Below are 16,769 nucleotides of genomic sequence, written 5' to 3'. Positions count from 1 at the left end.
TAAATTTAAATTTATATTTTTTCTTATGAAAAAAGCGTTTGCGATTGGTAAACTTAGAGAGTTAGGATACAAAATTACACCTCAAAGGGAATATGTGCTTGACTTATTTTTAGGATCCAAGGATCATCCTAGCGCTGAATCCCTGTATGGTATGGTAAAAGAAAGATTTCCTTATATATCTTTGTCTACAGTTTACAACACATTAAATACACTTGTGGATATAGGCCTTGCAAAAACTATTTATTTAGAAGATAAGACATATTTCGACCCAAACATAGAACCGCACTCTCACTTCATATGTGAACATTGTGGAAATATTTACGATTTGGAACCTATATATATAGACTTAAGTAATATAAAAAATGAACATATGGCTTACAGTACCACATTTGAAGTGTTTATTTATGGTATTTGTAAAGAATGTATTAAAACCAATGAAAATTAAGCCTATTTAAATTTAGATTTAGATATTATTTATATCATAAGATATTTTGAAAATATTTTTATATTTAGCATATGCTAAGTGTTGGCAATTTTTTGGATAGGCTTATAAATCCAATAGATAACTCGGCAAATCTCAAAGCCACAGAAAGTACCAATACATCAAACGAAGACTTTAAAGATATCCTATACTCCCTTCAGCCACAAAAACAAACTAAAGATAAAATCTTAACAGACATAAGCAAAATACTTCAAGATATTCTAGGCTTTTTTCAAAACATATCAAATATATCTTTCAAAAGCAAAAGCCAAAACCTAGACGAGAAGATAGATTTATCAAAGTTAAATGATAAAGCTAAAACATCAATAATCAATATATTAAAAGATATAGAAAACTTGTCAAAAGACATAAATCCAAACTTTGACAGCAAAAGTATAGAAAGCATCATAAAAGATATAAAAACCCCAAAACCAAACGAAAGCATCTTCATTTCTATATCAATACAAGAAGAAATATCAATAGGCAAAGATTCAAAGTTTTTAGATACCGTGTTATCAAACCTAGACCAGCATATCTTTTCTAAAAAAGACATATCAGCGTATATAGCCTCTTTTTCCTTCGAGATAATATCACAAACGAGCAATACTTCTAAGCCACTTTTTTCTTTAAAAGCTCAAAAACTACCAAACAACACGTTAAAAGATACTCATCCATCAAAAATCTCAATAAACATAGATATCCCAAAAGAGCCTAAACCACTAAGCGAAATTTCCAAACAAAACATAGACTCATCCAACAAAGTAATCGACGATACTATCAGAAAAGCCACCACCTCAATAAATTTAACAAACAATACAGATGCTAAAACTACATCTTATAAAGATGCTGAGTCTATGCCTATAAATACATACATTCATCAAGATACTTTAGATAATATATCTGAGCATTATATACTTGCTAAAGTACAACAAACACCTACCGAAGATACCTCAAATAAAGACAATGAAACTAGCCATAAAATAACCTATTCATCAAAAGATATAGAGCTTAGCATAGAACTTCCCAACCAAAAAGAGAAACAAAAAGACATAAGCAAACATTCTAAAGAAATCACAATAACAACAAAACATATTAACATGCCCGATAAAGAAAATGAATACAATATAATATCAAATTCCACAAAAGGTAGCACATCGAAGGCTAACTCAGACCAAAATCAAGACCCAAAAGTTACACAAGATTTAAGTCTTGATAACACAGAATCTACAAAAGATGTAAACAAATCCAACAACCAAGAAGATATCCAAAAAAATACCAATTTTGCAAAGGACTCAACGCTAGAGACTTATCAAAACATATTAAAATCAAATGAAATAAACCAAGATATCAAATCTTTTAAAACAAAAGACAGCAACACCCAAAATAAAATCATAGATAATAAGACAGCTTATAAGGATATGAGTAAAACCAAAGAAAATACAAGCACTAACAACATTCAAAACAACCAGAAACCAAACAAAGAGTTATATAAGCAAGCTAACATAAGCGAGGACACTTTAATCTCAAAAAATCCACTTAAATCCGATAATTCAAACAATATATTAGAAACTCCAAAACCACAAGATACAGCAAGAGAAAACCCAATTAGATACACCGGCAAAACCAAAGAAAATACAAGCACCATGACAAAAAACATCACGAAAGATACAAATTTAGATACAGCAACGCAATATAAAGAAAACAATATAAAAAATCAAGAACAAGATATAAAACAATACATTGAAAAAAATATAAACGCCATAAACTTAGAAAATAAGGATACAATACCAAAGACAAACTTAAATAATATACATGACTTTGCAAACCCTATAAAAGATATGATAAAAGATGTCGCTAGCTTACAGGCTTTTAACACAAATACAAGCGATAAACAAAAAGACAACAAGGACAATAATCAAGGGTTTAACATGAACTATCAGCAAAATATACAAAACACCCATCAAAATAACACCGATATCATCAATACGGACAAAGTGTTTAAAGAGATAGAAAAAACAGTATTAAAAGAAGTTAAAAACCCTGTTTTGATGAAAAACGTATATATAAATTTAGACGACGGGACTGCGCTTCAAATAAAATTTAATACTAACAACCTTTCTATAGCAATAAATACAAATACAGAGCTAGTTTACAAAGATTATCAAATAAAAGATCTTGTGAAGAATTTACAAAGCTTAGGCTTTAGTATAGAAAACATTACAATCAATGGAGCTACTATAGAATCTCAGATGGGATTTTCGGAAAACAAAGACCAAAAGAAAGATGAGAAAGAACAAAAAGAAAACTATCAGACAGACCAAAGTTTTGAACTTGTAAATGCAGTTTGAGTTAAAAGAATGCATAGTCTTAGAAAGATTAAATAGATTTGTAGCAAAAGTCCTAATAGACAATAAAGAAACCCTTGTACATATAAGAAACACTGGAAGATTACCAGAGCTTCTACAAAGAGGAGTGAAGGGTCTTCTGGAGAAAAAAGAAGGCGGTAAATATCAATGGCATTTAAAAGCCGTAAACAAAAATGGATACTGGGTTTATATAGATTCTCTTTTAGCTCCCAAATTGTTTTTGGATTTTGCTAAAAAAGAAGGGTTATTCGATATTAAAAGCTTAAAACTAGAGCCAAAATATGGTAACTCTCATAAATTTGACATATTGATAAACAATAAAATTGTGATAGAAACAAAATCTGTCAACTTAGTAAGAGAAGATATAGCTATGTTTCCGGACGCTCCTTCAGAAAGAGGAACTAAGCATGTAGAGCTTTTAAAAAATATTTATAAAACAAAAGAGTATAAGCCTATGATAGTGTTTGTGGTACAAAGACCAGATGCAAAGGTTTTTAAACCAAACGAAGAAACAGACCCAGCCTTCTCGAAAGCTCTAAAAGAGGCAAAAGATATAGGTATAGATATACTTTGTGTTGATTGTTATACGTCAGAAAATGAGATTTTTATAAAAGGTGAAATACCAAAGGCTTTTTGATTTATAATATTTGTATGCTTGCTGATAGAGTTAAAACACTTAAACCTTCTCCAACGTTGGCAGTTAGTGCAAAAGCCAACGAGCTTAAAGCAAAGGGTATAGATATTATAAGTTTTGGTGCTGGAGAACCAGATATAGATACGCCAGCGTTTGTAAAAGAAGCTTGTATAAAAGCTTTGGAAGATGGTAAAACAAAATATACACCGTCTTCTGGTATTCCGCTTTTAAGAGAGGCCATAGCCAATAAGCTTAAGAAAGAAAACAACATAGAATATAGCCCTTCTGAAATAGTGGTATCCACCGGTGCTAAGATGCTACTTTTCCTTATTTTTATGACAATATTAAATGAAGGAGACGAAGTAATTGTACCATCTCCTTATTGGGTAAGCTACCCTGAACAGATAAGGCTTTTTGGTGGTATTCCTGTATTTGCGGAATTAACTAAAGAAAACAATTTTGAACTTACTTTAGATATACTAAAAAAATACGTAAGCCCAAAAACAAAAGCTATTATTGTAAACTCTCCTTCAAACCCAACTGGTGCTGTCATATCAAAAGAAAACCTTGAAAAAATCGTTGAATTTTGTATAGAAAAGAATATATTTATAATATCTGATGAGTGTTATGAGCACTTTATCTACGATGGTGCTTTTATGGTAAGCCCAGCATCTTTTAGCAAAGAGGCAAGAGAAATTACCTTTACTGTAAACGCTTTTTCGAAAACATTTTCTATGACAGGATGGAGAGTAGGTTATGTGGCATGCCCTATAGAGTATGCAAAAATCATAGCAGATTTAAATAGCCAAAGCGTATCAAACGTCACAAGCTTTGCTCAATGGGGAGCTTTAGAGGCTTTACAAAACGAAAAATCAAGAGATTTCATAGAGAATATGAAAAATACTTTTGCAAAAAGAAGAAAACATCTTATTGATATCCTTGACAAATATCAAATACCTTACTCAAAGCCAAAGGGCGCTTTTTACATGTTTATAGATTTAACGAAGTATAAAAATTATTTTAAAGACGATATAGAGATGAGTTCTTTTATACTAGAAAAAGGAAGGGTAGCGCTTGTGCCAGGTTCTTCTTTTGGTAAAGATTTTTGGGCAAGACTCTCTTACTGCGTATCAGAAAACACGTTAACAGAAGGTGTAAAAAGAATCCACGAGGCGCTTAGCAATTTATGAAAAAGCTTATTTTGACTATTGGTCTTATATTTGGTGTTGGGCTTTTGGCAACATCTTGTTCTAATAAAAGCAGTGTAAACGATTATTTGAAAGAAAGCTCTTCTAAAAATATACCTATAGTAAATTTAGAGCCTACAAAAGACTACGAAATGCTTATAATAGAAAGTAGCGACTGTCCTTACTGCCATAAACTTCAGCACGATATAACCACAAACAAAGATCTTATTGAAGCTCTTAAGAATGTTGAAGTAGCCCCAGTGTTAGCGGATGATACTTCAAAACTCTACAAGATAATTATAAACAATCACAAACTCATAGGAACTGGACAAGATTTAGCAGCAGACCTTGGAGTAAACGCCTACCCCAACATATTTTTCCTAAACAAAGATGGTAAAGTCATTTTAAACGTACCAGGCTATGTAAAACCAAAGACTATGGTTTGTGTTGTAAACTTCATTACCACCAAAAGCTATAAAAAAGAAGATATAAACTCATACATAAAAGCCAACAACTGCTTATCTTAAGATATATGAAATTTGATGTAGTGATAGTAGGAGCAGGACATGCTGGCATAGAAGCCGCAATCGGTGCTTCTAAGCTTTGTAATAGTGTTGGGCTTTTTACCATAAACGTAGATAACATAGGGCAAATGTCTTGCAATCCAGCTATCGGTGGTATAGCAAAAAGTATTGTAGTAAGAGAAATAGACATACTTGGCGGAGAAATGGCAAAAGCCATAGACGCTACAGGTATTCAGTTTAAAATGCTAAATAAGAGAAAGGGAGAAGCCGTATGGGCACCAAGAGCCCAAGCAGACAAGCTAAAGTACAAAGAATACATGAAAAAAGCTTTAATGAATATACCGAATATATACCTTATACAAGATGAGGTAGTAGATATATTGTTAAAAAACCAAGAAGTAATGGGTATAAAAACAAAGCTTGGTATAGAGTACGAGTGCAAAGCTGTTGTAGTTACTACCGGCACATTTTTAAATGGGAAGATTTTTATAGGAGATAAAGTATTTTCTGGGGGTAGAGCTTGGGAACCACCTTCCACTAACTTAGATGAGTTTTACAAAAGACACGGTTTTACAATGAAAAGGTTTAAAACTGGAACACCTGCAAGACTAGACAAAAGGACAATAAACTTTGATAGGCTTGAAAAAGCACCAGGTGATGAACCAGCGCCAAAATTTTCATTGTTCTCAGAACCAAGAGGAAGCTACTGGTTCAATCCTGGCAAAAAGCAAATTGATTGTTATATTACATACACAAATCCAAAAACTCACGAAATAATAAGAAAAAATTTGCATAGAACAGCCCTTTACGGCGGACTTATAAAAGGCGTTGGTCCAAGATACTGCCCGTCTATAGAAGACAAAGTTGTAAAATTTGAAACTAAAGATCAACATCAAATATTTTTAGAACCAGAGGGAGAAGACACGATAGAGATATATCCCAACGGTCTTTCCACATCGCTACCAGAAGATATACAGCAAGAAATGTATAGAACTATAAGAGGGCTTGAAAACGTAGTGCTTATAAGACCAGCTTATGCTATTGAGTACGATATAGTAGACCCGCTGGAGCTATACCCAACGCTTGAAACCAAAAAGATAAAAGGATTGTTTCATGCAGGTAACTTCAACGGCACTACAGGTTATGAAGAAGCAGCGGGTCAAGGAATATTGGCTGGGATAAACGCAGGTCTTAGGGCAAAGGGTAAAGAACCCATAATATTACCAAGGTCCTTAAGCTACATAGGTCTAATGGCAGAAGACCTTACCACAAAAGAGATAATAGAACCTTACAGGTTGTTTACTTCAAGGTCAGAGTATAGACTTTCCGTAAGACAAGACAACGCTCCTGAAAGACTTCTTGAGTTTTCTCACAATCTTGGGCTTTTAGGCAAAGAAGATTACGACTTAGCAAAAGAACTTTTAAATGGTATAAAGTATTATGTAGATTATTATAAAAGCCAGAAAACTATTGTAAATATAGGAGAAAATCCAAAACCTTACACATTGGCTCAAATAATAGCAGTAGAGGGTATAGAAAAAATAAAAGAATTTGGCTTTGATACCCCTCAAAATCCTTATATAAAAGATGAAACGGAAATAATATTAAAATACGAATACTATATAGAAAAAGAGAAAAAGTTAAACGAGAAGCTAAGGATGTTTGAACACATAAAATTGCCACCAGATATGGACTATGAAAACGTGAAAGGTCTTACAAAAGAAGCCATAGAGAAGCTAAAAAGGCTAAAACCAGCCACCATAGCCCAAGCCAAGAACATAGATGGTATAACACCAGCTTCCATAAGCGCAATACTAATACACATGGGTATTTTAGGCTAACAAATAGCATACAAAAAACATAAAATTAGTTTATAATACATAAGATGAAGAGCAAAGGCTTTAATATATCATTAATAGTACAAAGCTTCATAAATCTAGAAAAGGTTTATAAAGATCTCCTTAAAAATCTCAAACTTCCAAAAGAAGCTTTTGCAGTAAATAAGCTTGTTGTAGATAAAGTAAGAACAGATTTCAATATAGCTTTTGAATCGGCCATGAGACCTTGTAGACATATATCTCAAGTGTTAAGTATAAAAACCACAAAGCACTGTCTTTACGAACTATCAGAAGCTCTTGGATTTCCTTTTGCAAAAGATATGAAGGATTTATCGGAGTTTTATGTAAATTACAGAGACTTAAAAAAAGATATAGACCCAAATTATCTATACGATTTTCTAAATTCTCATGTAAAACTTTTTAGAGACTATGCAGAACATATAATAAACTACATAAAAACTACCACGAAAAATTATCTATTAATAGACTATGATTTTCTAAATGAAAAAGCAAAACATGTAAAAGACGCCGTTGAAAAGTTAAAATTTGTGTTATCTAAAGATAAAGAAGAGTTTTTATCAAAACCTATGTATTTTGATAGAGCAAAATATTTTTATCAAGTGGCATACGATGCTCTGTTTGATATATGTAGACATTTGGCTCCTAAGTTCAAATTTAAAAATCCATCAGACGATTGCTTAGTGGTGATGGCTCAAGCCAATCTAATAGAAAACCCAAATGTGGCTTATGATATGATGAGACTGAAAAACAAGCTTATAACCACTTGGGACGTTAACCACGGGGAATTTTATGAGACTCTAAAAGAGCTTTTGCCGTATTTTGAGGCTTATATCAAAGAGCTATCATCTTCTTTGAAAGAACTTGTGAAAAATGCCTAAGCTAACATTGGCAATAGACAACAAAAACTATTTAGATACGCTAAAAGAATTAAAAGGTTTTCCTATTGTCGTAAAAATTGGTCCTATAGTGTTTTTAGAAGAAGGGTTTTCATTGTTAAAAGCTCTAAAACAAGATGGCTTTGAAGTATTTTTAGATTTAAAATTTCACGATATACCAAACACTGTATTAAAAACCGTAGAAGTTTGTGCAAAACACGATGTGGATTATTTGACTATACATCTGTTGGGTGGAGAAAACATGCTTAGCTCGCTAAAAGATATAAAGGGAAATACAAACATAATAGGAGTTACAATACTAACCTCTCACGACGAAAGCTATATGAAGTTTTTACATTCAAACTATTCTTTAGAAGATATGGTACTTCATCTTGCTAGCGTAGCTTACAAATACAATTTAGATGGGGTAGTTTGTTCTAGTTTTGAAGCTTTTAGTATAAAAAGCAAGTTTCCTAACTTAAAAACCGTAATACCAGGGATAAGACTAAACAAAGACGAAAAAGACGACCAAAAAAGAGTAGCCACGATAGAAGAAGTCTTAGAAGTAGCAGATTTAATAGTTATGGGAAGAGCTATATTTAAAAGCGAAGATCCTAAGCAAACTACTTTAGATATACTTAGCAAAATAGGAGGTTTTTATGGAAACTGTTAGCATATTTATAGACGGAAAAGAATATAAGGCTCCAAAAGGAGAAAACCTTCTCAAATTTATGTTATCAAATAGTATAGAAATTCCTTATTTTTGTTATCTTGATAGATTACCACCTCTTGGGTCTTGTAGGCTTTGCATAGTGCTTGTAGAAAATCAAAATAGAGTAATACCATCTTGCACCTTGCAAATACAAGAAGGTCTTAGGGTTAGCACCCAAGCAAAAGCTGTGAAAGAAAATCAGGCGTATTTATTGCAAGCTTATATGACAAGACATCCTCTTGACTGTCCGATATGCGACAAAGCCGGTGAATGCGAGCTGCAAAATTACGGAGCTATATATGGTCCTCAAACTCAAATAGTACCAGTATCTGCTTTAGAAAAGCATAGAGAAGAACACGATTGGCAAAGTGACTATTTAGAATATTATTCAAATAGATGCGTGGTCTGTTATAGATGCACAAGAGTATGCGATTATATAAACAAAGCAAAAGCTTTATATGTAGAAGAAAGAGGTTTTGATTCAAATATAGTACCTACCGTAAGACCAATTGATACATCTTCTTGTGATATGTGTGGTATGTGTGTAGACGTATGCCCAGTGGGTGCCATCATATCTAAACCTTTCAAGTTTTGGACTAGAAGTTGGCTTTTACAAAACCAAGAAACCGTTTGTTTAAATTGTCCAACCGGATGTACAATAGAGCTTGAATTTGGCGTAGGAGATTGGAAGTCAAAAGCCCAGGTATATAGAACAAAGCCCGGCAAAGATTTAGACAGCTGTGCAAAAATATTTTTTGGATACGACATGCTAAACTACAACAGGATTAAAAATCCTATTTCAAATGAGCACAGATTCCCATTTTCAGAACCCATTGAAATAATAAACAAAAGCCTAAAAGAAAAACCAACAGCAATAATTATATCTCCTTTTATGACAAACGAAGAAATATCCATTGCCCTAGACATAGCTAAGAAATCTAGCTCTTATGTAAGTTCTGTTATTACCATTGACCTAATGCCTTTTTTAAAAGCTTACAAAAAACCGATAGCACATCTTGATGATATAATTTCTAAAAGCAAGTTTGTATTCATAGGAGATGATATAAGCTCGGTAGCTCCTGTGGTAAGCTATAGAATAAACGGCAAAGTTTACAAAACATCAAACAAGAAATCTAGAGATGATAAGTTTAAACCAACTTATATTAGTTTAGAAGACATAAAGAAAGTAGTAGATAAAGATACCGCTATATTGGTGGATATCTATAGCTTTAGATATGAAGATGCCAAAAACCTTGGAGAAATGCTTTCTAATATAGATGCCCCTGTGATGCCTATACCGCCCCAGACAAACGCCATTGGGCTTTACGAAGCTTTAAAAGAAATACCCATAACAGATATAGGGCTTATACTAGACATGATAGAAAAAGGTGAGATAAAATCAGTAGTTTTATTTGGAGAAGATTTATTTGATTACTTTAGTAAAGACTTTGTTTTTGAAGCTTTTAAAAGCGTAAAACTAACTCTTGTAACACCTTTCAAAAGTGAATTTTCTATGTTGGCAGATGCATGCATACCTATGAAACTAACTGGGGAGAAGAATGGCACCATACATACTTTAAGAGGAGTACAAAAAGTTGCAAAAGTATTGCCTTTTGAAATAAACGACGATATATTGCTTGAGCTTCCAAAACTTGCAGGCATTGGAAACTCTTTCTCTTATAAAGAAGGTATAGTTAAAACGGATTATAAAAAAGATATATCTGTTTACAACAGCTCTTGGATAATGGAATATAGCTCACTGCTTCAAAACCTTGATAAGAAAAACAAAGAGGCGGCGATAGAAATAAATGTCTGAAGTGGTTTTTTATTTAAAAGATAAGCTAAAAGGTAAGCTTGTTCAAACGCATAGTTCTTTCGTAATACTTACTGATGAGTTTGTTTATAAAATAAAGAAACCTGTGAATTTTGGTTTTTTAGATTATTCAACGTTAGAAAGAAGAAAGCTTTATAATTACAAAGAGCTTGAGATAAACAAAAGGCTTTGCGCTGATATTTATATAGAAGTGCTTCCAATATCAAAAGTAGACGATGGTTACGAGTTTTCAAGCAAAAATATAGCAGAATACGCTTTGAAAATGAAAAGGGTAAAAGATGAGTTTTTTATGATAAATAGGTTAAATGTTTTAACAGATAAGGATATTGAAAATGTAGCAGAAGTAGTAGCAAATTTTCACATAAAAACTACCAAAGTCTATGATGTTGACTTATATGAGCAGATGAAATTTAACACCGACGAGAACTTTGAACAAACAAAAGAGTTTATAGGAAAGACCATATCGCAAGAAGACTATAGCTTTATAAAGGATAAAGTAAACAATTTTTATAAAAACCACAAAGAAATCTTTGTAAGAAGGCAAAAAGAAGGATACGTAGTGGATGGGCATGGAGATATAAGACTAGAACACGTCGTTATGAAAGAAAACATATGTATAATGGACGCCATAGAATTTAACGATAGATTTAGGATTCAGGATGAGATAAATGACATGTGTTTTTTATCTATGGAGTTAGACTTTAAAGGATACAGGCATTTTTCAAAAGTATATGAAGAAACTTATAAAAATATCACCAAAGATAAAGACTTTAATATATTGCTGGATTTTTACAAATGTTATAGAGCTTATGTAAGAGGCAAAGTGACGTCGTTTTTGCTAAATGACCCACACATAGAAAATAAAGAAGGCATTTCAAATGAAGCAAGAAAACTTTTCAAACTATCAAAAGAGTATGCAGATTCAATTGTCTAACATAAGATACTGGCTTTTGTGGTCTTTGGCTTTTACATTTTTTCTATCAATTACAATTTTTGAAGCTTTTGTTGTAATATATCTCTTGGTACTTTTATACGATGAAATTAAAAACAAGAATCTAAAGGGCATTCTGACAGCACCTATATTTACATACATAATTCCGGGTCTTATTTCCAGTATATTATTTAATATATCAAAAATAAATCATGCCATTGAAGAGCTTGTTTTTATGCTTTTGTACTTAGAGAAAAACTATCTAAATATAGACTACATAGCCTTTGCAAAAAAATTAAACTTATATCTATCATTCTTGGGATTACCGCTTTCTTTGATAGCTTTTTATAATTTTAAAACCAAAGGTTACGAGATGATATTGTTTGGAGGAGCTTTTGATTCTGGGTTTATATTTTCTATGATAGCTTTTTCTTGTTTAGGGGTTTTTCTATACAAAAAAGATTCAAAAAGATTCTTATTTTTAGGGCTATTTTTTTTATATGCTTTTATGGTGGTCTTAAGCACAAAAAGGTCTGATTTACTGGGATTTTTGGCGGGATTAAGCGTTTTTATAAGTGCTTCTTTGGGAAGCTACTCCAAAAAGATTATTCTTTCTATAGCAGCGGTGTCTATTCTTATAGTGTCTGTGGGCGGGTTTTACGTTTTTAGAAAAGATCCTAGATTTGACGTAATTGTTAAAATCATAAAACATGAAAAAATCACTCAAAAAGAGTTAAACACTGTTTCAAGCCTCAGGTATAAAATAATGATACACGCTTTTAGAATTATAGAAAACGACATAAAGGATAAAAATATCCCTGCAATTCTTATAGGGCACGGGGTTAGAAGCGGTTTAAAGCTAGACCCGTCTCTTGGACTTGAAAAGTTTGAATCTTTTGAAGCGATATCTGAGTATATAGAAAAAGGGCTTATCGGTCTTGTAGGGCTTGTTTGGTTTTATTGGAGAGTTTTGAAGTTTAGTTTTAGCTTAAAAGCTCTAAAACCAGAAGATTTTTTATTTGTAAGTTTTGTCTCTACTATGGTTTATCAGCTTTTTGGTTCTCTTTTTACATTTTTCTGGAGTCTTTATCTTCCTTTAATTTTATTGCTTTTTGGTATAGCGGAAAACTATTATGAAAAACGCTAACATACATGTAGGTATAAGTGGTTATTATTACAAAGATGCCATAGGTAGATTCTACCCAAACGGTATAAGACCATCAGAGTTTATACTCTATTACAAAAAATTTTTTGACAGCGTAGAGCTAAACTTCACCTTCTATAGATATCCCCAAAAGCATCATATAAAATCCATACTTAAAAAAGCACCAACCTTAAAATATTCTATTAAACTCCATAGAAGCTTCACACACTTAAAAAATTACGACAAAGAAAGCTTGGATAAATTTATAGACAGCATAGAGCCCATCGTATCATCAGGCCATCTTATAGCTATACTTATTCAGTTTCCACCTTCTATGCATTACAAAGAAGAGACAATAGAGCATGTCAACAATCTTATCAAACATTTAAAACCTTTACCTATTGCTATAGAGTTTAGAAGCAAGTCTTTTAATAGGAAAGATGTTTTTGAGCTTTTAAAAGAAAACAACGTAAGCATAGTAAACGTGGACGCCCCTAAAAAAGAAGATGCTTTGGTAGGCCCATGGATAAACACCGCAGATTTTAACTATATCAGAATACACGGAAAAGACGAAGAAAACCCATACAAATATGTATATAGTATAGATGAGCTAAAAAAGTTAAAAACAAAGATAAGAAAGATAGAAAACAATAAACCTACCTACATATTTTTTAACAACACCTTTGGAGGTGGAGCTTTTTTAAATGCTTTAGAAATGAAACGTCTATATGGATTTGAGGTAGAAATACCAGAAAAGTTAGAGCTTATAAGAAACCAAAACATATGGGTATAGCGTTTTTTGGCGGTAGTTTTGACCCTATACACATAGGACACATACTTGTGGCAAGAGATGTTTGTGAGCTTTGTGGTATAGACAATATATATTTTATGCCTTCTTTTATATCTCCTTTTAAATCCTATCCTATAGCCTCTCCCAGGGACCGGTTTAATATGTTGAAATTGGCTTTAAAAGATGAGTCTTGGGCTTTTATAGAAGATATAGAACTTAAAAAAGAAGAAGTTTCTTATACCTATAAAAGTGCTTTGATATTAAAAGAAAAATACAAGCAAATACCAACGTTTATAATAGGCTATGACGCTTATTTAACACTTGACAAATGGTACAAATATGAAGAGCTAGTAAAGATAGCAAAGTTTATAGTGGTAAAAAGGGGCAAAGACAATCACCTTTTAAACAAAGATGTCGATGCTATATTTTGCAACACAAGAACAATAGACATATCTTCTACAGAGATAAGAAAGCGCATAAAAGAAGGCAAAAGCATAAAACACATGGTGCCAGATAATGTCTTAAAATATATACACAAATGGGGGTTGTATGCCAAAAGCTGAAAACTATGTAAGTTTAGATATATTTTCTTCAAATATACCTGCCTTTGATTACGAAGATAAAGTAGATTTGGTATATAGATTTTTCAAGGAAAAACCTTTCTATAAATATATAGTAGTACTAAAAAACCAGATTCCAATAGGTATAGTAAAAAAAGATGACATAGCTTTTGCCAATAGAAACTTAAATATAGGAGAGCTATCAAAACCACTCCCAAAAGTAAAAAATACCAACATAAACCCTCAAAGACTTTCAGATGTTATAGAAATACTTAGGCTTCAGGTATCAGATTTATTTTTGGTAAACAATAAAAACCAATATATAGGGATTATAAATTACGATACTATAATTCATTACTTGACTAAATTTCCGGATGTATCACAGGATAAAATATCAAAAATGCTAGGTAAAGATTACTACGCTTTGGTTATAGGTTTTCAAGATTTTAAAAAATTAAGGGAAGAGCTTGGGTATAAAATAGATTCTTTGTTTAAACTAATAAACGATCTACTAAAAAGTATATCCAAAGAGTGTTGCACTTATATAGAAAAACAAGATAGCGAAATATATAGTGTCCACAAAACAAAAATTACTAAAGATTTAATAATGCAGTTTTTTGATGAATTTTACAAAGAATACAGCGTATTATTCCAACACCATGAAACGCCTATCATATATGCCGTTGTAATGGACCTTTCCAACATCAAAACTTATGAAGCTTTTACAGAAAGGATAAATATTTTAAAAGTATATATAAAAAACATGAAGAATACTATAGCTATATTCGATGGATTGCAACCACTTCTTGCCACATATATATCTAAAAAAGACTTTCCCACTGTCCAGATTATAAAAGAAAAAATCTTCTCTTCTATAGAAGATATTGCAAACGTATTGGTAAAATCAGAAAAAAATTTGTGGGAGTTTATGTTGTACGATATGTTTAAAAAATATCCTTTTTACGATCTTATATACATAATGAACGAAAACGGCATTCAGATATCAAACAATATAATAAATCCTAATGTAACTAAAACCATAGCATCAGGCAAAAAAGGAGCCAATAGGGCAGAGGAAGTTTATTTCAAAAAAGCCTCTGAAATACCATACATTACAGAAGTTTATCTTTCAAAGGCTACTGACGATTTTTGTATTACCATATCAAAAGCCTTTAAATATCAAAACAAAACCTATGTTGTGGCTGGAGATATAGCTTACTCTGATATAGGAAAAATAAGCCTACAAAGTTAGTATTTTTATATTAAAATGATAAGTAAGGAGGCAGCATGAAACTTCACAAAAACAAGATACTGACTAGCATTATTTCAATGCTTACAATCACCAACATTGTATTAGCCAAAGTTGATAAAAGCAATAGCAACATTGACAAAAACCATCAAATTAAATCAGAAAACAGCTTCGAGGAACTATTGCATAGTACTCCGGGAGTTTTGGTAAATAGAGTGGTAGCTTCTGTAAACGGAGAACCAATATTAGAAAGTGATTTAAAAATAGCGATGGTGTATTTTGGTACAAAAGATGCTAAGTTAGCTCTGAAAAGATTGATAGACATATATCTTATATATCAATATCTTAGCGCAAACCACATGGCAACTCCAGAAAGTTTTTTAGACCAGACAATAAAAGATATGGCTTCTCAAAACCACCTTACCGTAGAACAGCTCTACGAAGAGCTTAGAAAACAAGGAATATCTCCAAAAGAGTTTAGAAGCTTTTTAAGAAAGGAAATACTAGCAACAGCTGGTTTTGGCGAATATTTAAGAAAAGCTGTACATCTAACACCTACTGATATAGAGCTTTTAAAGTTAAAATACGGTAAACCAAAACTAGAAAGAGATATTGAGCTTCTGATAGTACCCAAAAAAGATAAAGACAAACTAAGCAAGCTTTTAAACAATACCACAAGCCTAAAAACAATAGCCAGCAAACTAAGTTTAACTCCTCAAGAGTTAGAGGTAGCTAAAGGCGATTTAAAAAAGAACTTAGACGAACAAGTATGGAAAGCGTCAAAGGGCGATATAGTCTTTGCAGAAGGCAAAAACAACATATACGTTGCTAAGATAAAAAACATAAAATTAGTGTATCAAAATGTTGATCTAAGCAAACTAAAGAAAAAGCTTTTAGAGAAAAAAATGAAGAAAAAATATGACGAGATTTTAAACAAACTTAAAAAGGAGAGCTATATAAAGGTATATTTACAGTAATGTGTGTGAAATCATGTACTTTAATGAATCTTTTGAAAATGACATATATGTAGTTTTAGATATAGAAACCACAGGGCTTAACCCAGACGAACATGAAATAATAGAAATCTTTGCCTTTTTGGTAGAAAAAGAAAGAATTACAAAACAATTTCATAGGCTCGTAAATCCAGGTTTTTTCATTCCAAAGAGAATCACGGAGATAACAGGTATAACAAACGCTATGTTAGTAGGCCAACCTAAGGTCAAAGAGGTTATATACGATTTTGACAACTTCGTGAAAGATTATATAATAGTGGGCCACAATGTGAAATTTGATTTATCGTTTTTAAATAAAGCCTACAGTATATATCTTCAGAAGAAACTAAACTCTCCAAATATCTGCACTCTTGAACTCTCTAAAAAACTCATCCCCAATCTAAAATCTTACAAGCTTTCTGCAGTAGCAGATTACTTTAATATAAAATATGACAGACTTCATAGAGCAAAAGACGATGCACTACTTACCTACAACATCTTCAACAAACTTATAGATATTGCTAGGAAACAATATAAAAAAGAATTAAGTTATTTTTATCTTAAAAGCTTAATAAACTCAAAGATATAGAAGTTAAAACATCATCAAAAGTCTTATAATATAATATTTTTA

The 16,769-nt window shown here is 32.0% G+C and carries 16 protein-coding genes; all 16 read left to right on the top strand.

Annotated features, from left to right (window positions below):
- The first annotated feature begins 25 nt into the window (after window positions 1-25).
- The 16 genes from ACYQZV_RS04680 (at window position 26) to ACYQZV_RS04605 (ending at window position 16,727) form a co-directional block, all read left to right on the top strand.
- Window positions 26-445, top strand: a complete 420-nt coding sequence (locus tag ACYQZV_RS04680) for a Fur family transcriptional regulator (protein WP_459893725.1) — start codon at window positions 26-28, stop codon at window positions 443-445.
- A gap of 71 nt (window positions 446-516) precedes the next feature.
- Window positions 517-2,829: a ring-infected erythrocyte surface antigen domain-containing protein gene (locus ACYQZV_RS04675; RefSeq protein ID WP_459893723.1), complete on the top strand. Its 2,313-nt coding sequence runs from the start codon at window positions 517-519 to the stop codon at window positions 2,827-2,829.
- Entirely contained in the window at window positions 2,819-3,484 is a 666-nt protein-coding gene (gene sfsA, locus ACYQZV_RS04670) for a DNA/RNA nuclease SfsA (protein WP_459893721.1), read from the top strand. Before ACYQZV_RS04675 ends, sfsA begins: the two co-directional genes overlap by 11 nt.
- 14 nt (window positions 3,485-3,498) lie before the next feature.
- A complete protein-coding gene (locus tag ACYQZV_RS04665) occupies window positions 3,499-4,671 on the top strand; it encodes a pyridoxal phosphate-dependent aminotransferase (protein WP_459893719.1) in 1,173 nt (390 codons plus the stop codon).
- On the top strand, window positions 4,668-5,195 hold the full coding sequence (locus ACYQZV_RS04660) for a thioredoxin family protein (protein WP_459893718.1): 528 nt from the start codon (window positions 4,668-4,670) through the stop codon (window positions 5,193-5,195). The genes ACYQZV_RS04665 and ACYQZV_RS04660 overlap by 4 nt, the downstream gene beginning before the upstream one ends.
- Window positions 5,196-5,200: 5 nt before the next feature.
- Window positions 5,201-7,033 (top strand): tRNA uridine-5-carboxymethylaminomethyl(34) synthesis enzyme MnmG, encoded by a 1,833-nt coding sequence (gene mnmG, locus ACYQZV_RS04655; protein WP_459893716.1) that lies wholly within the window; start codon window positions 5,201-5,203, stop codon window positions 7,031-7,033.
- 44 nt (window positions 7,034-7,077) lie between these two features.
- The gene (locus ACYQZV_RS04650) at window positions 7,078-7,929 is read left to right on the top strand and encodes a DUF86 domain-containing protein (protein ID WP_459893714.1); all 852 of its coding nucleotides are present in this window, start codon (window positions 7,078-7,080) and stop codon (window positions 7,927-7,929) included.
- Window positions 7,922-8,599, top strand: coding sequence for an orotidine-5'-phosphate decarboxylase (gene pyrF, locus ACYQZV_RS04645; RefSeq protein WP_459893712.1), 678 nt, complete (start codon window positions 7,922-7,924; stop codon window positions 8,597-8,599). The genes ACYQZV_RS04650 and pyrF overlap by 8 nt, the downstream gene beginning before the upstream one ends.
- On the top strand, window positions 8,586-10,454 hold the full coding sequence (locus tag ACYQZV_RS04640) for an NADH-quinone oxidoreductase subunit G (protein ID WP_459893710.1): 1,869 nt from the start codon (window positions 8,586-8,588) through the stop codon (window positions 10,452-10,454). Before pyrF ends, ACYQZV_RS04640 begins: the two co-directional genes overlap by 14 nt.
- Window positions 10,447-11,406 carry a gluconokinase gene (locus tag ACYQZV_RS04635; protein WP_459893708.1) on the top strand — a complete coding sequence of 320 codons (960 nt, stop codon included), beginning with the start codon at window positions 10,447-10,449 and terminating at the stop codon, window positions 11,404-11,406. The genes ACYQZV_RS04640 and ACYQZV_RS04635 overlap by 8 nt, the downstream gene beginning before the upstream one ends.
- A complete protein-coding gene (locus ACYQZV_RS04630) occupies window positions 11,351-12,550 on the top strand; it encodes a hypothetical protein (RefSeq protein WP_459893707.1) in 1,200 nt (399 codons plus the stop codon). Before ACYQZV_RS04635 ends, ACYQZV_RS04630 begins: the two co-directional genes overlap by 56 nt.
- Window positions 12,537-13,340 (top strand): DUF72 domain-containing protein, encoded by an 804-nt coding sequence (locus tag ACYQZV_RS04625; RefSeq protein ID WP_459893705.1) that lies wholly within the window; start codon window positions 12,537-12,539, stop codon window positions 13,338-13,340. Before ACYQZV_RS04630 ends, ACYQZV_RS04625 begins: the two co-directional genes overlap by 14 nt.
- Window positions 13,331-13,900, top strand: a complete 570-nt coding sequence (nadD, locus tag ACYQZV_RS04620; RefSeq protein WP_459893703.1) for a nicotinate (nicotinamide) nucleotide adenylyltransferase — start codon at window positions 13,331-13,333, stop codon at window positions 13,898-13,900. The genes ACYQZV_RS04625 and nadD overlap by 10 nt, the downstream gene beginning before the upstream one ends.
- Window positions 13,887-15,149 carry a PDC sensor domain-containing protein gene (locus ACYQZV_RS04615; RefSeq protein ID WP_459893701.1) on the top strand — a complete coding sequence of 421 codons (1,263 nt, stop codon included), beginning with the start codon at window positions 13,887-13,889 and terminating at the stop codon, window positions 15,147-15,149. The genes nadD and ACYQZV_RS04615 overlap by 14 nt, the downstream gene beginning before the upstream one ends.
- Before the next feature lie 35 nt (window positions 15,150-15,184).
- Entirely contained in the window at window positions 15,185-16,123 is a 939-nt protein-coding gene (locus tag ACYQZV_RS04610) for a peptidylprolyl isomerase family protein (protein WP_459893699.1), read from the top strand.
- A gap of 13 nt (window positions 16,124-16,136) precedes the next feature.
- Window positions 16,137-16,727: a 3'-5' exonuclease gene (locus tag ACYQZV_RS04605; RefSeq protein ID WP_459893697.1), complete on the top strand. Its 591-nt coding sequence runs from the start codon at window positions 16,137-16,139 to the stop codon at window positions 16,725-16,727.
- Window positions 16,728-16,769: the final 42 nt, after the last annotated feature.

This window comes from Hydrogenobaculum acidophilum (assembly GCF_054656715.1).
The sequence above is the reverse complement of the archived record's forward strand: the minus strand, read 5'-3'. Positions and strand labels throughout refer to the sequence as shown.

Excerpts from the sequence above, each read along its gene's own strand:
- ACYQZV_RS04680 (WP_459893725.1), top strand. The coding sequence starts at position 26 with ATGAAAAAAGCGTTTGCGATTGGTAAACTTAGAGAGTTAGGATACAAA.
- ACYQZV_RS04675 (WP_459893723.1), top strand. The coding sequence starts at position 517 with ATGCTAAGTGTTGGCAATTTTTTGGATAGGCTTATAAATCCAATAGAT.
- sfsA (WP_459893721.1), top strand. The coding sequence starts at position 2,819 with ATGCAGTTTGAGTTAAAAGAATGCATAGTCTTAGAAAGATTAAATAGA.
- ACYQZV_RS04665 (WP_459893719.1), top strand. The coding sequence starts at position 3,499 with ATGCTTGCTGATAGAGTTAAAACACTTAAACCTTCTCCAACGTTGGCA.
- ACYQZV_RS04660 (WP_459893718.1), top strand. The coding sequence starts at position 4,668 with ATGAAAAAGCTTATTTTGACTATTGGTCTTATATTTGGTGTTGGGCTT.
- mnmG (WP_459893716.1), top strand. The coding sequence starts at position 5,201 with ATGAAATTTGATGTAGTGATAGTAGGAGCAGGACATGCTGGCATAGAA.
- ACYQZV_RS04650 (WP_459893714.1), top strand. The coding sequence starts at position 7,078 with ATGAAGAGCAAAGGCTTTAATATATCATTAATAGTACAAAGCTTCATA.
- pyrF (WP_459893712.1), top strand. The coding sequence starts at position 7,922 with ATGCCTAAGCTAACATTGGCAATAGACAACAAAAACTATTTAGATACG.
- ACYQZV_RS04640 (WP_459893710.1), top strand. The coding sequence starts at position 8,586 with ATGGAAACTGTTAGCATATTTATAGACGGAAAAGAATATAAGGCTCCA.
- ACYQZV_RS04635 (WP_459893708.1), top strand. The coding sequence starts at position 10,447 with ATGTCTGAAGTGGTTTTTTATTTAAAAGATAAGCTAAAAGGTAAGCTT.
- ACYQZV_RS04630 (WP_459893707.1), top strand. The coding sequence starts at position 11,351 with ATGAAGCAAGAAAACTTTTCAAACTATCAAAAGAGTATGCAGATTCAA.
- ACYQZV_RS04625 (WP_459893705.1), top strand. The coding sequence starts at position 12,537 with ATGAAAAACGCTAACATACATGTAGGTATAAGTGGTTATTATTACAAA.
- nadD (WP_459893703.1), top strand. The coding sequence starts at position 13,331 with ATGGGTATAGCGTTTTTTGGCGGTAGTTTTGACCCTATACACATAGGA.
- ACYQZV_RS04615 (WP_459893701.1), top strand. The coding sequence starts at position 13,887 with ATGCCAAAAGCTGAAAACTATGTAAGTTTAGATATATTTTCTTCAAAT.
- ACYQZV_RS04610 (WP_459893699.1), top strand. The coding sequence starts at position 15,185 with ATGAAACTTCACAAAAACAAGATACTGACTAGCATTATTTCAATGCTT.
- ACYQZV_RS04605 (WP_459893697.1), top strand. The coding sequence starts at position 16,137 with ATGTACTTTAATGAATCTTTTGAAAATGACATATATGTAGTTTTAGAT.